The sequence below is a fragment of the Streptomyces sp. LN549 genome, from assembly GCF_043203805.1.
Lineage (GTDB): Bacteria > Actinomycetota > Actinomycetes > Streptomycetales > Streptomycetaceae > Streptomyces.
Genome location: NZ_JAZHRI010000002.1, coordinates 4023162 through 4040734 on the forward strand (window position 1 = coordinate 4023162; position 17573 = coordinate 4040734).

At 69.9% G+C, this 17573-nt stretch carries 15 protein-coding genes; 4 read left to right on the forward strand and 11 right to left on the reverse strand.

The genetic code is table 11. The features are described from left to right. Positions 1–36: 36 nt before the first annotated feature. Entirely contained in the window at positions 37–510 is a 474-nt protein-coding gene (locus SH922_RS18085) for an ATP-binding protein (protein ID WP_393058982.1), read from the reverse strand. Between the two features lie 391 nt (positions 511–901). Then, positions 902–1255, reverse strand: a complete 354-nt coding sequence (locus SH922_RS18090) for an STAS domain-containing protein (protein ID WP_003967428.1) — start codon at positions 1253–1255, stop codon at positions 902–904. A gap of 78 nt (positions 1256–1333) precedes the next feature. On the opposite strand from SH922_RS18090, the gene SH922_RS18095 reads away from it, so the two are divergent. Then, positions 1334–3925, forward strand: a complete 2592-nt coding sequence (locus tag SH922_RS18095; protein WP_393058983.1) for a DEAD/DEAH box helicase — start codon at positions 1334–1336, stop codon at positions 3923–3925. Here the strand turns inward: SH922_RS18095 and SH922_RS18100 are convergent. The 7 genes from SH922_RS18100 to ssd all read right to left on the reverse strand — a co-directional run bounded on the left by SH922_RS18100 (position 3900) and on the right by ssd (position 9010). Beyond that, the gene (locus tag SH922_RS18100; RefSeq protein ID WP_393058984.1) at positions 3900–4376 is read right to left on the reverse strand and encodes an Rv3654c family TadE-like protein; all 477 of its coding nucleotides are present in this window, start codon (positions 4374–4376) and stop codon (positions 3900–3902) included. The two genes, SH922_RS18095 and SH922_RS18100, sit on opposite strands and share 26 nt — an antisense overlap. After that, a complete protein-coding gene (locus SH922_RS18105; protein WP_393058985.1) occupies positions 4373–4720 on the reverse strand; it encodes a TadE family type IV pilus minor pilin in 348 nt (115 codons plus the stop codon). The genes SH922_RS18100 and SH922_RS18105 overlap by 4 nt, the downstream gene beginning before the upstream one ends. A gap of 106 nt (positions 4721–4826) precedes the next feature. Then, positions 4827–5024, reverse strand: coding sequence for a DUF4244 domain-containing protein (locus SH922_RS18110; RefSeq protein ID WP_393058986.1), 198 nt, complete (start codon positions 5022–5024; stop codon positions 4827–4829). A 65-nt stretch (positions 5025–5089) separates the two neighbouring features. Then, positions 5090–5926, reverse strand: coding sequence for a type II secretion system F family protein (locus tag SH922_RS18115; protein ID WP_393058987.1), 837 nt, complete (start codon positions 5924–5926; stop codon positions 5090–5092). Beyond that, complete coding sequence (locus SH922_RS18120) at positions 5923–6768, reverse strand: type II secretion system F family protein (RefSeq protein WP_393063604.1); 846 nt, start codon at positions 6766–6768, stop codon at positions 5923–5925. The genes SH922_RS18115 and SH922_RS18120 overlap by 4 nt, the downstream gene beginning before the upstream one ends. A gap of 32 nt (positions 6769–6800) precedes the next feature. Then, positions 6801–7949 carry a TadA family conjugal transfer-associated ATPase gene (locus SH922_RS18125; RefSeq protein ID WP_393058988.1) on the reverse strand — a complete coding sequence of 383 codons (1149 nt, stop codon included), beginning with the start codon at positions 7947–7949 and terminating at the stop codon, positions 6801–6803. Next, entirely contained in the window at positions 7946–9010 is a 1065-nt protein-coding gene (gene ssd, locus SH922_RS18130; protein WP_393063605.1) for a septum site-determining protein Ssd, read from the reverse strand. The genes SH922_RS18125 and ssd overlap by 4 nt, the downstream gene beginning before the upstream one ends. Positions 9011–9575: 565 nt before the next feature. Between ssd and SH922_RS18135 the strand changes: the two genes are divergently transcribed. Then, a complete protein-coding gene (locus SH922_RS18135; protein WP_393058989.1) occupies positions 9576–10415 on the forward strand; it encodes an HAD family hydrolase in 840 nt (279 codons plus the stop codon). Positions 10416–10948: 533 nt separating this feature from the next. On the opposite strand, the gene SH922_RS18140 is transcribed toward SH922_RS18135, so the two are convergent. Continuing rightward, positions 10949–11773 (reverse strand): oxidoreductase, encoded by an 825-nt coding sequence (locus SH922_RS18140; protein WP_393058990.1) that lies wholly within the window; start codon positions 11771–11773, stop codon positions 10949–10951. Between the two features lie 102 nt (positions 11774–11875). Between SH922_RS18140 and SH922_RS18145 the strand changes: the two genes are divergently transcribed. Beyond that, a complete protein-coding gene (locus SH922_RS18145) occupies positions 11876–12871 on the forward strand; it encodes an ATP-binding protein (protein ID WP_393058991.1) in 996 nt (331 codons plus the stop codon). Between the two features lie 183 nt (positions 12872–13054). On the opposite strand, the gene SH922_RS18150 is transcribed toward SH922_RS18145, so the two are convergent. After that, on the reverse strand, positions 13055–14389 hold the full coding sequence (locus tag SH922_RS18150) for a hypothetical protein (RefSeq protein WP_393058992.1): 1335 nt from the start codon (positions 14387–14389) through the stop codon (positions 13055–13057). Positions 14390–14673: 284 nt separating this feature from the next. Between SH922_RS18150 and SH922_RS18155 the strand changes: the two genes are divergently transcribed. Beyond that, positions 14674–17514 (forward strand): bifunctional SulP family inorganic anion transporter/carbonic anhydrase, encoded by a 2841-nt coding sequence (locus SH922_RS18155; protein WP_393058993.1) that lies wholly within the window; start codon positions 14674–14676, stop codon positions 17512–17514. The last annotated feature ends 59 nt before the right edge of the window (positions 17515–17573 follow it).

Genomic DNA, 17573 nt, shown 5'->3' on the forward strand with positions numbered 1-17573 from the left:
CAACTCAAAGCACGGCAGCCGGCGTCTTCGGCCAACTCAAAGCACGGCAGCCGGCGTCTTCGGCCAACTCATACGGATCACTCCGCCGTCCGCACCGGACCTGACCTCGACGTCGTCGACCAGACCGCTGATGACCGCGAGGCCCATCTCGTCCTCGCCGTCGCCGTCGGCGTCCGGTTCCGGTTCATCCAGTCCCACGCCGGGCGCGGCGTCGCGGCGTCCGGACACGCCACCGGGCACGGACCCGTCGGCACCCGGGCCGGGCACCTCGTCGCCGACCTCGATGGAGAAGGACTTCTCCTCCTCGATCAGGACGACCGTGACAGGCGCTGTGATGCCGTGGCTGCGGTGCAGCCCGACCGCGCGGCTGCAGGCCTCGCCCACGGCGAGTCTGACCTCGTCGAGCACGGCCTCATCGACCCCGGCCCGGCGCGCCACGGCGGCCGCCACGAGGCGGGCCGTTCTGACGTGTTCGGGCTGGGCGCTGAAGCGGAGTTCAACGGTGGCCATGCGATCCCCCTCGAACGTACGTATGTGCATCCGCAGGAGCCGGACGCTCGGCCCGGTACTCCTGACTCTGCCTGCGAAAACCGCTGGCCGATCGGACGATCCGCCGACCGACGACGCCTCCGGCCAGCCGGCCGTCAAACGACGTGCAACCACCGTCCGTCCGACAGCCGCCGAACTGCTGAGCGGATCGCATGCCGACCGGCCACCGGCCGACAAATGAATGTCAGCCGCAGACCGCCGAACGAGTGACGGAAGCGTGCCGAACACCAACCGCCGGAATCACCGGCCGCCGATGAACGGCCGCCGACACTTCGGCTGTCCTGGTACGGACCGCCGTCGCACCGACCACCGCCGGACCGGCCCCAGGGCCGGCCCGACCGCGGGCGGTACGTCAGTCGGTTGCCGCCACGGCCTCATCGACCGTGGTGTGGATCGGGAACACCTTGGTGAGACCAGTGATCCGGAAAATCTTGAGAATGCGCTCCTGGTTGCACACCAGTCGCAACGAGCCCTCATGGGCCCGAACACGCTTCAAGCCGCCCACGAGCACGCCGAGGCCGGTGGAGTCGAGGAAGTCGACACCTTCCATGTCGACAACCAAGTGGTAGCTGCCGTCATTCACCAACTCGACCAACTGCTCGCGCAGCTTGGGCGCGGTATACACATCAATCTCGCCACCGACCTCGACGACCGTACGGTCGCCACCAGGGCCGGACACATTGCGAGTCGACAAGGACAGGTCCACGGATCCTCCAGCACCTTGCTATCGAGCGGTCGCCCCTCGGTCTCCCCGGCGGAGCCAGGGGACGGATCGCCAGCCGCGATGGCATTCAATCACTTACGGGCAGCCATGCACGACGCCTTGGGACCATTGTCCGTCCTGCCAGTGACACACTCGGTGCCGATGGCCAAGAATCACCGCCCCAGTCGACCGCCCGAGAGCGGGGGTTCCCGCCCCTCTCCCGACCTGGTCCTCGACCGGCTCGCCGCAGGGGCGGGCCGGTCCGCGCGCATCACTCATACGGAGCACTTGCCCCCGCGTACGGGAACCCATGCCATCTGGCCCGATCGCATCCGTCCGGAAGTGATCGCCGCCATCCAGAAGGCCGGTATCGATCATCCCTGGGCCCATCAGGCCGCCGCGGCGGAGCACGCGCTTGACGGCGAGTCGGTCGTGATCGCCACCGGCACGGCGTCCGGCAAGTCGCTGGCTTACCTCGCCCCGGTCCTCAGCACCCTCCTGGACGGCTCCGAAGCCCCTAACGGCCGTGGGGCAACGGCCCTCTACCTCGCCCCCACCAAAGCCCTGGCCGCCGACCAGCGGCGCTCGGTGAAACAACTCGCGACTCCGCTGGGCAACGCGATCCGGCCCGCTGTCTACGACGGCGACACTCCGGTCGAAGAACGTGAATGGGTACGCCAGTACGCCAACTACGTCCTCACCAATCCCGACATGCTGCACCGGGGGATACTCCCGTCCCACCCCCGCTGGTCCTCCTTCCTGCGCGCCCTGCGCTATGTCGTGATCGACGAGTGCCACACCTACCGAGGTGTTTTCGGCTCGCATGTCGCCCAGGTGGTGCGCCGGCTCCGCCGCCTGTGCGCCCGCTACGGCGCCGATCCGGTCTTCCTCCTCGCCTCCGCCACCTCTGCGGAGCCCTCGGTCGCGGCAGGCCGTCTCACCGGCCTGCCGGTCACGGAGGTCGCCGACGACGCCTCCCCGCGCGGCGAGCTGGTCTTCGCCCTGTGGGAGCCGCCACTGACCGAGCTGTCCGGCGAGAAGGGCGCCCCGGTGCGCCGTACCGCCACGGCCGAGACCGCCGATCTGCTCACCGACCTGACCGTGCAGGGTGTGCGTTCCGTCGCGTTCGTACGCTCACGGCGCGGCGCCGAGCTCATTTCCGTCATCGCCAAGGAACGCCTCGCCGAGATCGACCGCTCACTGCCCTCCCGGGTCGCCGCCTATCGCGGGGGCTACCTCCCCGAGGAACGCCGCGCCCTGGAACGCGCGCTGCACTCCGGCAGCCTGCTCGGCCTCGCCGCCACGACCGCCCTCGAACTCGGCATCGACGTCTCCGGCCTGGACGCCGTCGTCATCGCGGGTTACCCCGGCACCAGGGCTTCGCTGTGGCAGCAGGCAGGCCGCGCAGGCCGGGCCGGCCAGGGCGCCCTCGCGATCCTGGTGGCCCGCGACGACCCGCTGGACACCTTCCTCGTCCACCATCCCGAAGCGCTGTTCCAGCAGCCCGTGGAGTCGACCGTCCTCGACCCGGACAATCCGTACGTCCTGGCTCCCCACCTGTGCGCCGCCGCCGCGGAGCTGCCGCTCACCGCATCCGACCTGGAACTCTTCGGCCCCGCCGTGGCCGAGCTGCTCCCGCAGCTGGAAGCCGCGAAGCTGCTCCGTAAACGGGCCTCGGGCTGGCACTGGACCCGGCGGGAGCGGGCCGCCGACCTCACCGACATCCGGGGTGAGGGCGGCCGGCCCGTCCAGATCGTCGAGGAGGGCACCGGCAGGCTGCTGGGCACCGTCGACGAGTCCGCCGCGCACACCGCCGTCCACGAGGGCGCCGTCCACCTCCACCAGGGCCGCACCTATCTGGTCCGGAAACTGGACCTGGAGGACTCGGTCGCGCTGGTCGAGGAGGCCAACCCGCCGTACTCGACGACAGCACGCGACACCACGGCCATCACCGTCCTGGAGACCGATACCGAGGTCCCCTGGGGCGACGGACGGCTCTGCTACGGCTCCGTGGAAGTGACCAATCAGGTCGTCTCCTTCCTCCGTCGCAAACTGATCACCGGAGAGGTACTCGGCGAGAGCAAACTGGATCTTCCGCCCCGCACCCTGCGCACCCGGGCCGTGTGGTGGACGGTCACCGAGGACCAGCTCGACGCGGCACGGATCAACCCGGAGTTCCTGGGCGGCGCGTTGCACGCCGCCGAGCACGCCTCCATCGGGATGCTGCCGCTCTTCGCCACCTGCGACCGCTGGGACATCGGCGGGGTGTCCGTGCCGCTGCATCCGGACACCCTGCTGCCGACCGTCTTCGTGTACGACGGCCACCCCGGCGGCGCCGGTTTCGCCGAACGCGCCTTCCACACCGCCCACGACTGGCTGACCGCCACACGCCAGGCGATCGCGTCCTGCGAGTGCGAGGCGGGCTGCCCGTCATGCATCCAGTCCCCCAAGTGCGGCAACGGAAACGAGCCCCTGCACAAACGAGGCGCCGTCCGCCTGCTCACGGAACTCCTCCGATCCGCTCCGCCCGGCCCCACCGGCAACGACAGCACCGACGGGACCGACGAGACGGACAGGACCGCCGGGACCGACAGGGCCGACAGGGCCGACTCCGCTGAGGAGCCCGGTCCTCCGGGGCAATCTGGCCTTACGGAGCAGTCCGGCTCCCGCTAGAAGTCAGGCCCTCTGGAGGAAGAACCAAGCTCCCCGGAAGCCTGAGCGGCCGGGCGGGCGCCGCCGTCGGCGGGCCCGCCCGCGACCTGACCACGGACGCGTACGGCCCACCACGGACCCGGGCCGTCACATCGGCGATCTCCCCCTGGACGGTGCAACGCACCACCTCCGCCCCCTGCGCCGCTGCCACCTCCCGGGCCGAATGGCAGGCGGCAGCGGCTCCCTCCAGGGCCCGGTCGGCCGCAGCCAGCACGGCCAGGTCGGCCGCTCCCCCGGCCCGGTGCCGGATGACGACCACCTGTCCGAGGGCCAGGATCACCGCGAAGACCACACACAGCGTCGCCGTGGTCACCGCAGCCCACACGGTCGCCAGCCCCTGATCCCGCCGCTGCCCGGACGCACGCAGCCGTCCCGGCCACCGGTCCGGCCTCCGAGGGCCGGGCCGCTTCATGGCGCCGCCCCCACCGTGTCCTCGACCCCCACCATGTCCTCGGCCGCCGCCGCTGCCTCCGAGCTCAGCGTCACGGCCAGCGGCCCGGGACCGGGCGCCGGAGCCACCACGGTGACCCGCCACAGCTCCCCGGCCCGCTCCACCTCGACCCGGGCCCGGTCGGGCGCCGCCGAAAGGGCGGTGTCCCTCACCTGCGCCTCCGGTTCGGAGCGGGCTGCCGCCCGCGCGCCGGCACGAGCCGCGTCCACACACCGGATCTGGGCCGAGGCGGCCATCAGCGCCCACATCAGGGCCAGCGCGAAGATCACCAGTACCGGGATCGCCATGGCCGCCTCTGCCGTCACCGCCCCGCGGTCACCGCACCGCCCCGCCGCCCCGGCGGCCCCCTCCCGGGCGCGTGTCTCCCATCCGGTTCCTCCCCCTGAGCACTCCGTCGCCCCAGCTCCCCCATCAGAATTTCGCATCGAGTGCGTCCTTCAGCAGCGATTGCAACTGCGCCATGACCGGCGGGCTGGTGACCACCTTGTAGAGCACTGCGGCAAACGCACAGGCCGCGATCGTTCCGACCGCGTATTCGGATGTCGTCATTCCGGCATCTGCCCGTACCTTGCGTGCCACGGTTCGCATCCAGCGCATGATTTTCCGCATCACTTCAAACCCCCGTCAATTTGCATTTCTGGGACAAATTGCCTTTACCTGAATTTTCTGGTCCATCAGGGCTGCAGCAGCCCCCCTGCCAGCCCGATCACCACAGGCGCCACGCCCACGGTGAGGAAGGCCGGAAGGAAGCAGAGCCCGACAGGTGCGGTGATCAATACGGCGGCCCGCTGGGCACGCGCCACCGCCGCGCTCGCCCGCTCGGCCCTCATTGCCTCGGCCAGCCTGGTTACCGGCTCCGCCGCAGGAGCGCCGGTCGACCCGGCCCGGTCCAGACAGCGCGCCAGAGCGGCAGCACCCGGTATCTCTCCGAACCTCCCCCAGGCCACCGCGGGATCGCCGCCGAGCCGGATCTCCGCCGCCGTACGCGCCAGTTGTTCACCGACCGGCCCGCCCAGCGACTCACCGACCGCCTCGGCCGCCTCGCGCGGACCGGCCCCTGCAGAGATGCACGCCGCCAGCAGGTCAGCTGCCAGCGGAAGCCGGCGCATGGACTCCGCTGTGCTCGCCGCTTTCTCGGCAGCGGCTCGCGGTGCCTGCCCAAGACGCGCGCGCTGCCACCTCCACGCACCGCAGGCCGCCGCCAGGCCGACCGCCCACCCCGCAGGGCCACCCACCAGAATCCAACCCGCCAGAACGGCGCTCAGCGCCGCTGCCCACTGCTTGGCGCCGGCAACGAAGCCCGGCCACCGCACAAGGCCCTGGCGCATGCCGACCCGCCGGCCGAAGTACACCGGAGCGACGGGAGCCACAGCGAGGAGCGCCAGACCTCGCCGCCGCACCCGCTGCCCTGTCCGGCGTCGCGCCAGAACCAGAGCCGACTGGACACACACACCCAGCAACAGCCCCACCACCCCCAGCCTGTGGACAACCTCGGCAGCCAGGACACTCATGCGACTTCCGCCTTACGGACGATCCGGGCGGCCCAGACCAGCCCGGTCGCTTCCAGCGATGCCCCCGCCACCAGACAGGCCAGTCCGGCGGGACTGTGCAGCAGCACCCCCAGCGGGTCAGCCCCGAGCGCCGCTCCCAGCCCCAGGCCCAGCGCCGGCAGCAGGGCCAGCACCACAACCGTCGACCATGCGCCGGCCAGTTGGGCCCGCAGCTCCTCGCGCCGACGCCGCTCGGCTCGTAGCGCGCCCTCCAACCGGTCCAGCCCCGCCGCAAGACCGGCACCGCCATCCGCTGCCACCCGCCAACAGGCAGCCACTCCTGCGAGCCCCTCCAGGCCCGGCTCGCACGCCGCCTGCCCCAGCGCTCGCGGAACATCGCCCCCGAACCGCGCCGCGGCCGACACCACAGGGCCTGCCGCACCCAGCGCCCCCGTGCCGTGGACCGCGACAAGCAGTGCCTGTCCCGGCTCTTGCCCGGCCCTCAGCTCGCCCACCACGGCGCCACACAGGTCCACCACGCCTTCGGCCCGGCGCTCCCACTCCTTGCGTAGTTCCCTTCTCCGCAGCCACCGCCGCACCACAGGGACAGCGGCCACTCCCGCAATCACCGGCAGCACGGAGTCGCCGAGGACGGCCAGAACCAGCGCCACCGGCAGGCACAACCACTCCCGCCGCCCCCTCAGCCACCCGCAAAGCCGGCTCCGCCCGGTCTCCCAGCCCTCCCGAAGGGGCTCCTGTCCCACTCCGTCACCGAACAGCACCGGCGCTCTCCGGCGTCCTCGGCTTCGCTCAGCAGTCCCCAGCCCGGCAGCCGCCCCCGCGCACAACGCGGCCGCATACATCGCTTCCGGCACCCCCGGCGGCGCACCAACGCTCACCGTTCACCCCCGATCAACGCCCGAAGCCGCTCCCAGCCCCGCTCGCGCTCGAATCCGGCCGGCCCCCAGCGCAGCGCAGGCACGGTCACCACCAGCCCCGATCCATCGCGCTCCAGCACCTGGACCTCGGAGATCCTTCGCCGCCCGGTCCGGTCCCGTACGAGATGGACCACCACCGACAACGCCGCCGCCAGCTGACTGTGAAGAGCCGTCCGGTCCAGACCCGCAGCGGTCCCCAGCGCCTCCAGCCGGGCCGGAACGTGTTCGGCAGCGTTGGCGTGGACCGTTCCGCAGCCGCCCTCGTGCCCCGTGTTCAAGGCCGCCAGCAGTTCGGTGACCTCGGCACCTCGCACCTCTCCGACCACCAGCCTGTCGGGGCGCATACGAAGGGCCTGCCGCACCAGGTCCCGGAGGGTCACCCGCCCGGCACCCTCCTGATTCGCAGGGCGCGATTCGAGGCGCACCACGTGCGGGTGGTCGGGCCGGAGCTCGGCCGAATCCTCGGCGAGCACGATCCGTTCCTGCTCCCCCACCACACCGAGCATGCTGGACAGGAGTGTCGTCTTTCCCGCTCCCGTTCCGCCGCTGATGAGGTAGGAGACCCGGGCCTCCACCAAAGCCCGCAAGACCCGGTCGCCGCGCGGCGGCACCGTCCCAGCGGCAACCAGCTCCCGCAGCGAAAAGGCCTTCGGCCGGACCACCCGGAGCGACAGGCACGTCGATCCGACCGAGACCGGTGGCAACACGGCGTGCATCCGCGTCCCGTCCGGAAGGCGGGCGTCCACCCAGGGCCTGGCATCGTCCAGACGCCGCCCCGCAACGGCCGCCAGCCGCTGCGCCAGCCTGCGGACCGCCGCCGCGTCGGCGAAGGCCACCGAGGTGAGTTCGAGCCCACGGCCCCGGTCCACCCATACCCGATCGGGTGCGGACACCAGCACATCCGTGACGGCCGGATCGGCGAGCAGCGGCTCGAGCACGCCGGTCCCGATCAGTTCGCCACGCAACTCGTCCGCCGCACCCAGCACTTCGACGTCGCCGAGCAATCGTCCCTGGGCCCTCAGTGCGGCCGCCACCCCTGCCGGTGTCGGCGCCGCACCGCTCTGCGCCAGCCGCTGCCGCACCGCATCGAGCAACGCCTCGGTCATGACGCACCTCCCCCGGCGGCCGGGCCCCCGGCCGCCTCGCCCGCAAGGGCCCGGTCCCAGAACGCCGAACAGAACCTGGCCAGCGGGCCACGGGGACTCCCGCCGGGCGGCTCTCCCATGTCCTGCTCGGCCAGCAGCCCTGGCTCCAAGGGGAGTTCACCGGCGAGCGGAAGCCCCATGGCGCGCGCCACCCACTGTTCGTCGAGTCCGGATGCGTACGGTCCGCGCGCCACCACGCGGAGGTCCTCCAACACCATCCCGGCCATCGATGCGACCCGTTTCGCCGCAGCGACTGCCCGCAGTTCCCCGGGCACCACCAAGAGCCCGAGATCCAGCTGTGCCAGGGCTTCGGCCACCGCCTCGTCGACCCGGCGCGGCAGATCGACCACCACCACTCCACCGAGCCTGCGCGCAGCGCCAAGAACCGCCTGCATGGCCTGAGGCGGGATGACCACCCAGTCGTCACGGCCCCAGCTGAGGACCCGCAGCCCGTGCAGAGCGGGCAACGACTCCTCCAGTGCTCCGCCACCGACCCGCCCCTTGGAATGGGCGAAATCAGGCCACCTCATCCCCTCGGCCCGCTCCCCACCGAGCAGCACGTCGATGCCACCGCCCAACGGATCGCCGTCGATCAGCATGGTCCGCTGTCCGGCCCTCGCCGCCGTCACCGCCAGCGCACAGGCCAGGGTGGATGCACCGGAACCGCCCCGGCCACCCATCACCCCGACGGTCAGCGCAGGCCGGCCGACCCCCTCGGCCGCGTTGGCGATCTGGCCGACCAGCCAGTTCTCCGAGTCGGGCAGCCGCAGCACATACTCGGCCCCGATCTCCACCGCCCTGCGCCACACGTCGGGGGCGTCCTGGTCGCGCCCCACGAGCATCACGCCGCGCCTACGAGCCGCCCCGCGGCACCGCGCCGCCGCGTCGTCCCCCACCAGAACCATGGACGCCTGCTCCCATCCCCCTCTGCGGTCGGGCAGCGTGTGATGGACCTCGGGCTCCGCTCCGGCGGCTGCGCACAGCCTCAGCAGATCGTCGAGCAGTTCCACATCCTCGGTCACGATCAGCGGTCCGCCCGGCCGCGCCTCGGCGGCCGGCAGACGATCCCGTGCGCTGGATTCAGCCACGATCTCCGCCCCCTTCTTCACTCACCTTCACCGCGGTTCGCGGCGTTCTCGGAGCGTTCCGAGAACGGTGATTCCGGAACCCGTGAACTTCACGGGTGGAATCACGGTGCAGCGCTTCGGGAAATCGTGTGGATCTTGCTCCAGAACTGTGGACAACTCCACCGTTGTGAATAACTCCGTAGCTCGCACCGGTGACTTCCGAGAGCAGCCCTTCAGTCACGCACCGTGACGGTGCATGCTGGTGCGAGTCGAGCGCAGATGTAGGCCGTCACGGCCGAAAAGGAGGAGAAATGCTTCATTCCGAGCGGCAGAAGCGCGTCCGGACATGCGACGACCCCCGCCGGGGGGGAGAGCGGGGGTCGTCCCCACGGCCGACTCGGGGGGGGAGGAGTCGGACCGGGTTAGCACGGTCGCGAACGATCCGTGACTTCCATGGTGTACCCGAGGGCCTTCTCAGGCAAACCCACGCGCCGGGGTTTACGCCGAATGGTGGGCCCCTATGCTCTGCCTTGTGGAAAACCGCTTCTTGCCGCGCACAGCCGCCTTCTTTGACCTGGACAAGACGGTCATTGCGAAGTCATCGACGCTGACCTTCAGCAAGTCCTTCTACCAAGGCGGGCTGATCAACCGCCGCGCCGTACTGCGCACTGCGTACGCACAGTTCGTGTTCCTGGCCGGGGGCGCAGATCACGACCAGATGGAGCGGATGCGCCAATATCTCTCATCGCTCTGCAAGGGCTGGAACGTGCAGCAGGTGAAGGAAATTGTCGCCGAGACCCTGCACGATCTGATCGACCCGATCATCTACGACGAAGCCGCGACACTCATCGAGGAGCACCACACCGCCGGCCGCGATGTGGTGATCGTGTCGACCTCGGGCGCCGAAGTCGTGGAACCGATCGGCGAGCTGCTGGGCGCCGACCGCGTCGTCGCCACCCGAATGGTCGTCGGCGATGACGGATGCTTCACCGGAGAGGTGGAGTACTACGCGTACGGACCGACGAAGGCTGAGGCCATCAGGGCTCTCGCCGTGTCCGAGGGCTACGACCTCACCCGCTGCTACGCATACAGCGATTCAGCCACCGATGTACCAATGCTCGAATCCGTCGGCCATCCGCACGCGGTCAATCCGGACCGCGCACTGCGGCGTGAGGCGACTCTGCGGGAATGGCCGATTCTCGTCTTCGACCGCCCGGTCCGGCTCAAGCAACGCCTGCCCGCGCTCTCGATGCCGCCACGGCCGGCACTCATGGCGGCTGCGGCTGTGGGCGCCGCGGCCCTCACGGCCGGACTCGTCTGGTACACCGCCCGCCGCCGCGCCACCACTGCGCCGGCGTGACTCGGCTCAGCGCAGGGGAACGGCAGCATTCACGCCCTGCGCGGAGGCCACACCCCGGCCCGCGCCGGGCGCCACGCTCACCGGCGCGGAGCCTGCCCTGAACACCCCTCACCTCGCACATTCCCGTTTGAACCGACTCATCCGTAATTGAACCTAAAAGTAAAGAAGTCCGGCCAGCACTTCCGCTCACCCGGCCGCTGGAGTACAAAGGACTCAACGGCCCGCGAGACCAAGGACATCCGAGAGGATGACCTGTAACGCAGAGAAGGCCCCACGGACCGCGCATGAATGCCGGGCACCCACGCGACGTCGACCCGTCGATTACGGGCCAGCCGCACCAGGGACGGGCAAAGCACCCGACCTGATGGGCATATATCGAGGACGCTTGGTAACTGGGCGGACATGCCAGCGGCGGTACCGACGACGGTACCGCCGCAACCCTTGCCACCTGACCCACAAGCGACATACCGGCATGCCGGGCGGGCCGAAGCCGGCGAGAACCAGCAGCAGACCACCCCACGGCGAGCGCCCCGCTACGCGGCTCCGCGCTGAAGCGCCTCGCATACCGCCGTCGACTCCCTGACGCCCAGCTCCGCCGCCCGCCCGCAGTGCGCGATCCAGGCGGCCACACCCTCCGGCGTCCCCGACAGATATCCATCGAAGGCTGCGACGTAAGCGGCCCGCCCCTGTTCGGCATGGCCGACTTCGGCCGGGCAGATCGACTTGGGGTCGAGCCCGCTCCCGATCAGCACGATCCGTTCAGCGGTCCGCGCCACCAGGCCGTTGTACGAGCCGAAGGGGCGCAGCGCCAGCAGCTCACCGTGCACGACCGCAGCCGTCACCAGAGCGGGAGCCGCACTCCCTGAAAGAATGAGCCCACTGAGCCCCTCGAGTCGCCCCGCGACCTCCTCGGCGTCCGGCAGGGGCGCCTCGATCAGCGGCTCGTCCACCGGCTCACCCGCCAGCCGGGGCCGTCCGACCGCATCCTCGGGCGCCGCACCTCCGGCCGCCACCAGATGAAGCCGCGCGAGGACTCGCAGGGGCGACTGCCGCCAGATGGAGAGGAGTTGGCCCGCTTCGGCCGTCAACCGCAGCGCTGCGCCGATCACGTGCGCCTCACCGTCACCGCTGAAGTCGGTGCGACGGCGCACTTCCTCAAGATTCCAGTCGGCGCCGGAGAGGGCGGCCGACCCGCGGGCGCCCCGCAAAGCCGCCTCGGCAGTCACCTCATTACTGCGGCGCCGCATGACGCGGTGGCCGTAGACCCGGTCGACGGCCTTGCGTACGGAGTCCACCGCATCGGGCACGCCTGGCAGGGCACCCAGGGCGGCGAGCGGGTCCGAGGAAGTCGTACTCATAAGTAGCGAGGCTACGCGCCCCTTGCACACCTGCCGGTCCGGAGTGGCATTCTTCACGAACTTCGACAGCGGAACGCGATCATGCGACTACCCTAGGTGAACATGAAGATCGCTTTCGTAGGGAAGGGCGGCAGCGGCAAGACCACGCTGTCCTCGCTCTTCATCCGCCACCTTGCCGCCAATGAAGCTCACGTCGTCGCGGTGGACGCCGACATCAACCAGCACCTCGGGGCCGCACTCGGTCTCGACGAGAAGGATGCAGCGGCCCTGCCCGCCATGGGGGCGCAGTTGCCACTGATCAAGGAGTATCTGCGGGGCAGCAATCCCCGCATCGCCTCGGCCGAGACGATGATCAAGACGACACCGCCGGGCGAGGGTTCTCGGCTGCTACGGGTGTGCGAGGACAACCCCGTCTACGACGCCTGCGCCCGCACGGTCGGGCTCGACGACGGGGACATCCGGCTGATGGTCACGGGGCCCTTCACCGAATCGGACCTGGGCGTGGCCTGCTACCACTCCAAGGTCGGCGCGGTCGAGCTCTGCCTCAACCACCTGGTCGACGGCCCCGAGGAGTACGTCGTGGTCGACATGACTGCCGGTTCGGACTCCTTCGCCTCCGGAATGTTCACCCGCTTCGACATGACGTTCCTGGTCGCCGAGCCCACCCGCAAGGGCATCTCGGTCTATCGCCAGTACAAGGAGTACGCACAGGACTTCGGCGTTGCGCTGAAGGTTGTCGGCAACAAGGTGCAGGGAGAGGACGACCTCGAGTTCCTGCGCGCCGAGGTCGGCGACGACCTGCTGGTCGCCATCGGACACTCCGACTGGGTGCGGGCCATGGAGAAGGGCCGCCCCGCCCGCTTCGAGCTGTTGGAGGCGGACAACCGGATGGCGTTGCAAGCCCTTCAGGACGCTGCGGAGGACTCGTACGGGCAGCGGGACTGGGAGCGCTACACGCGGCAGATGGTGCACTTCCATCTGAAGAACGCGGAGAGCTGGGGCAACGAGAAGACGGGGGCCGACCTGGCCGCCCAGGTCGACCCCGCCTTCGTACTCGACGAGCGGTACGCGCGGGCCGAGGCCGCCCAGCCCGCCTGAGCCGCCGCCAGGGCCTGCCCCGCCCCGGTCCGCCGGACGTGACAGGGCAGGGCAGGCCCCGAGCGCTGTCCGCTCCAGGATGAACCGGGGGACGCCGTCCCCGGCCGGGCCGACAATCGCCGGCCCGGCTGCCCGGCAACCGCCGTCCCCGGCCGGCCCAACAGCCGGCGTAACGGGTGCCTTTCAGTCGGCCTTGTGCCCCGCGGACCCGGCCGGCACCTTCGCCTCGGACTGGTCCTGGTACTGCCCCTCGTCCTCACCCTTGCCAGGGCTCGCGGACCCGCCGAGGAACGACGCCCAACTGGTCTTCGGTGCCTTGCCGACCTTCAGCGTGCCGAGCTTCGCGAGCGTGGCCGGGTCCTGTGCGTCCAGCCAGTCCGCAAGCTGCTTGAACGACACACAGCGCACGCCCTCCTTGGTGCATACCGTCTCGATCGTCTCCTCGATGGCACGCATGTACGTGCCACCGTTCCAGGACTCGAAGTGGTTGCCGATGATCAGAGGGGCCCGGTTCCCGTCGTACGCGCGGTCGAAGGCCTGGATCAGGCCGTCCCGCATCTGATTGCCCCAGTATTCGTGCTGGTCCGGATCGCCCTGCGTCGTACCGGACTGGTTGAACATGAAGTTGTAGTCCATCGACAGGGTTTCGAACTCGCGCCCCGGCACCGGGACGAGCTGCATCGAAAGGTCCCAGATGCCGTCCTTCTTCTTCGGCCAGACCTGGTCGTTGACTCCGCTGGAGTCGTAGCGGAAGCCCATCGACCGCGCCGCCGCGACCATGTTCTTCTGCCCCTCCAGGCAGGGCGTCCGGCCTCCGATGAGTTCCTTGTCGTAGTCGAAGGGAAGGGGCTTCGCGTCCTTGAGGTCCGGATCGTTCGTCTTCCAGCCCTTCACGAAGGACTTGGCCTGACTGATCTCGCTCTTCCACTCATCGACGGACCAGGTGCCGACCCCGCCGTCCGTGCCGCAGAAATGGCCGTTGAAGTGGGTGCCGATCTCATTGCCGTCCAGCCATGCGCCACGGACCTGGGCAAGGGTGTCCCGGATGCCCTCGGTGTCGTTGAAGCCGATGTCGGAACTGCCCGCGTTGTGCTTCGGCGGGTCGTAGAGCTCGCGCTTCGCCTCCGGCAGCAGGTACACGCCGCTGAGGAAGTACGTCATGTTCGCGTGGTACTTCTTGCCCACCTCACGGAAGTGCGAGAAGAGCCGCTGGCCGTCCTCCCCTGCGCCGTCCCAGGAGAACACCACGAACTGTGGGGGTTTCTGACCAGGCGCCAGGCGGCGCGCGGCCGGCTGCCCCGGCTGGGCACCCGTGAAGGCGGTCGACCCGTCGCCGATGAGCCGGACCGCACCCTTGGGGGCCGCTTCGGCCGCCTTCTTCTTCGCCCCTGCGGCGCCGTTTGCGGCGCCGGGTCCGGAACCGCTCGGACCGGAACCCGCACCGGCGCAGCCGGCCACTCCCGCGACCAGGGCAACGGCCATGACACCCAAGGCGAACCTCTTCGTGGCGGCCATCATCCGCTCACCCTCTTCCTTGCAGGTAACTTGCGCTGAAGTGCCGACGCGGCGCGGCCAAAGTGGCATGCATTGCATATAAATCCGGGCGACAGGCCGCATGAAAAGCTGCCTATTCACTGGAACGGGTGCTTGGACGGCCCATTTGCCCTCAATCATGGACATGCATCTTTACTCTCCATTACGATCTGTTTACCGAGAGTTGAGATATCCCGCCGCTGCACGCCGTGACCCACGGCCGCGTCCCCACGTTCCGCGACCGCGCTGCCCCGGAGGAGACGGGAAACATGTCTGCCTGCGTCCCCACTCGTCATGACCACTCAGCCCGCAGTTCGCGCCCTCCCCGATCCTCGGGAGTCAAGCGACCTCACAGCCCGCCACCACCGCACCGCGGCGGACGATTCCGCATCGCGGGCGCCGACCTGTCCGCATCGATCACTGTCTTCCTTCTCGCCGTCCCCATGTCGCTCGGCCTGGCCGTCGCCATGGACGCCCCGCTGGAAGCAGGCCTCATCTCCGCCGCAGTCGGCGGCATCGTCGCCGGACTGCTCGGCGGCACCCCCCTGCAGGTCTCCGGCCCGTCCGCCGGACTGACCGTGGTGACAGCCGAGCTGATCCAGATCTACGGCTGGCGCACCACCTGCGCGATCACCATCGGCGCAGGTCTGCTGCAAATCGTGCTGGGCTCGCTGCGGGCCGCGCGCAGCGCGCTGGCCGTCAGCCCCGCCATCGTCCATGGCACGCTCGCCGGTATCGGCGTAGCGATCGCACTCGCTCAACTGCACATCGTGCTCGGCGGTTCGCCACAGAGCTCGGCCGTCTCCAACGCCCTCCACCTGCCTGCCCAGTTGGAGCGCGTGGGACCGGCGGCACCGTTGATCGGCGGGCTCACCGTCACGATCCTGGTGCTGTGGCCGCGGCTCCCGGGACGGGCCGGACGGATCATGCGGAGAGTTCCGGCAGCCCTGGCCTCGGTGGCCGTGGCAACCGCGGTGGCCGCGCTCGCGGCACCCTCCATCGCCCGGGTCGACCTGCCGTCCTGGCGCTCGCACGCACTGCCCGAAATGCCCCAGGGGCCTGTGCTCGGCCTGGCCACGGCCGTATTCACGATGATGCTGGTGGCCAGTCTGGAATCCCTGCTCGCCGCCGTCGCAGTCGACAAGCTGACGGCCGACCGGAACCGCGAACGGTCGACCGGGCCAGCGCTCGAGGCCGAAAGCGGTCAGCCCGGCGGAAGCGCCGCCGATGCCCCCGAGGCGGGCTCAGCCGCGGCCGCCCCCCGGGCCAAACGCTCCGATCTCGACCGGGAGCTACGCGCACAAGGCATCGCCAACACCGTGTCCGGCCTGCTCGGTGGGCTGGCGGTCTCCGGCGGCGCGGTGCGCAGCTCGGCAAACATCCGGGCCGGAGCGACCGGGCGCGCCTCCACCGTGCTGCACGGCGTCTGGGTCCTGCTCGCCACCGGTCTGCTGGTCACCGCGCTGGAGCGGATCCCACTGGCCGCCCTCGGCGCGCTCGTCATGGTGGTCGGCATCCAGATGGTGAACTTCGCCCACATCCGTAACGTTCACAAGCACCGGGAATTCCTGGTGTACGGCGCGACGATCACCGGCGTACTGCTCTTCGGAGTGCTCAAGGGTGTGGCTATCGGTATCGCTGTGGCGGTGGCCGTCGCCCTGCACCGGCTGACCCGTACCCGGATCACTGTTTCCGACCACAATGGAAAGCATCTGCTGGTCGTGCGGGGGCAGTTGACGTTCCTCGCCGTGCCCCGTCTCAGCAGAGCGCTGGGCCAGCTGCCTCAGGACGCCGACGCGGTCGTCGAGTTGGACGGCTTCTTCATGGACCATGCGGCATACGAGCTGATCCATGACTGGAGCAGTGCCCATGCCGCCCACGGCGGCCGGGTCGCCTTCACCGGCAGGTCCGGGGGCAGAATCGCCGAACCCGCCTCTGCCGCGCATTCCTGCTGTCGCCCCTGGACCCCCTGGCGCAACCACCACTGCCACGACCGGCCTGAGCATGTGCCCGTCGCCGGCGCGAAAACGAGTGCACATGCGGATAGCGGTACGGGCACGAATGCGGAGGTGCCCGTGACTGCTGTGACTGCTGCCGCACCTGCGGCCGACGCCATTCCTGTCCACCCCACCGCCGGCGCACCGGAGCCAGCACCCACAGTTGTGCATACAAAACGGCACGCAGAACGGCACACACAGGACTCGGACGAGACGCGGTCCGATTCCTTCCCCACCCCCGAAGCACTCGGTCACACCGAGGCACACACGCCGGGACACGCGCCGACACTCACACCGGGACACACGCCGGGTCCCGCACCGGATCACGCAGGCGATTTCGAGCCCGACCATGTGGCTGCCCGGCCGCGCCCGACCGGCAGTCAACGTCTGGTCAGCGGCCTCAGCTCGTTCCAGCGCAATACTGCTCCGCTGGTCCGTGAGGAGCTGGCGCGACTGGCCAGGGAAGGGCAGCACCCCTCGCAGCTGTTCATCACCTGCGCGGATTCCCGACTGGTCACGAGCATGATCACGGCGAGCGGTCCCGGTGACCTGTTCACGGTCCGCAACATCGGCAATCTCGTGCCCCCTCCCGACTCCGAGGCCGGCGACCACTCGGTCGGTGCGGCCATCGAGTACGCGGTGGATGTGCTGGGAGTCGAGTCCATCACCATCTGCGGGCACTCCGGATGCGGTGCGATGAACGCATTGCTGGGCGTCAGGCCGGGCGGCCCGGAGACCTCTCTCTGGCGCTGGCTCCGGCACGGGCTCCCCAGCGTGAAGCGGATGGCCTCACGCGACCGGGCCTGGGCCCGGATCTCCGGCCGGCTGCCTGCCGATGCGGTGGAGCAGCTCTGCCTCACCAACGTCGTCCAGCAACTCGACCATCTGCGAGCCCACCCGTCGGTGTCACGACGCCTCGCCGAAGGCACTCTCCAGCTCCATGGCATGTATTTCCACGTGGCCGAGGCTCAGTCGTATCTGCTGACCGAGGGCGCGGATGCCGACAGCGGGCTCGACGAGGTGTTCGACCCGATCAGCCCGTCCCACCCGTCTCCTTCAGCCGACCCGGTCGGTCCATCCCATCCGGCCGAACTGGCGCCTACCGGCGCCTGAACCACATCCCCTCCGGGCCCGTGAGACCTTGTGGTCCCGCTTCCGCGCCACCGCACACC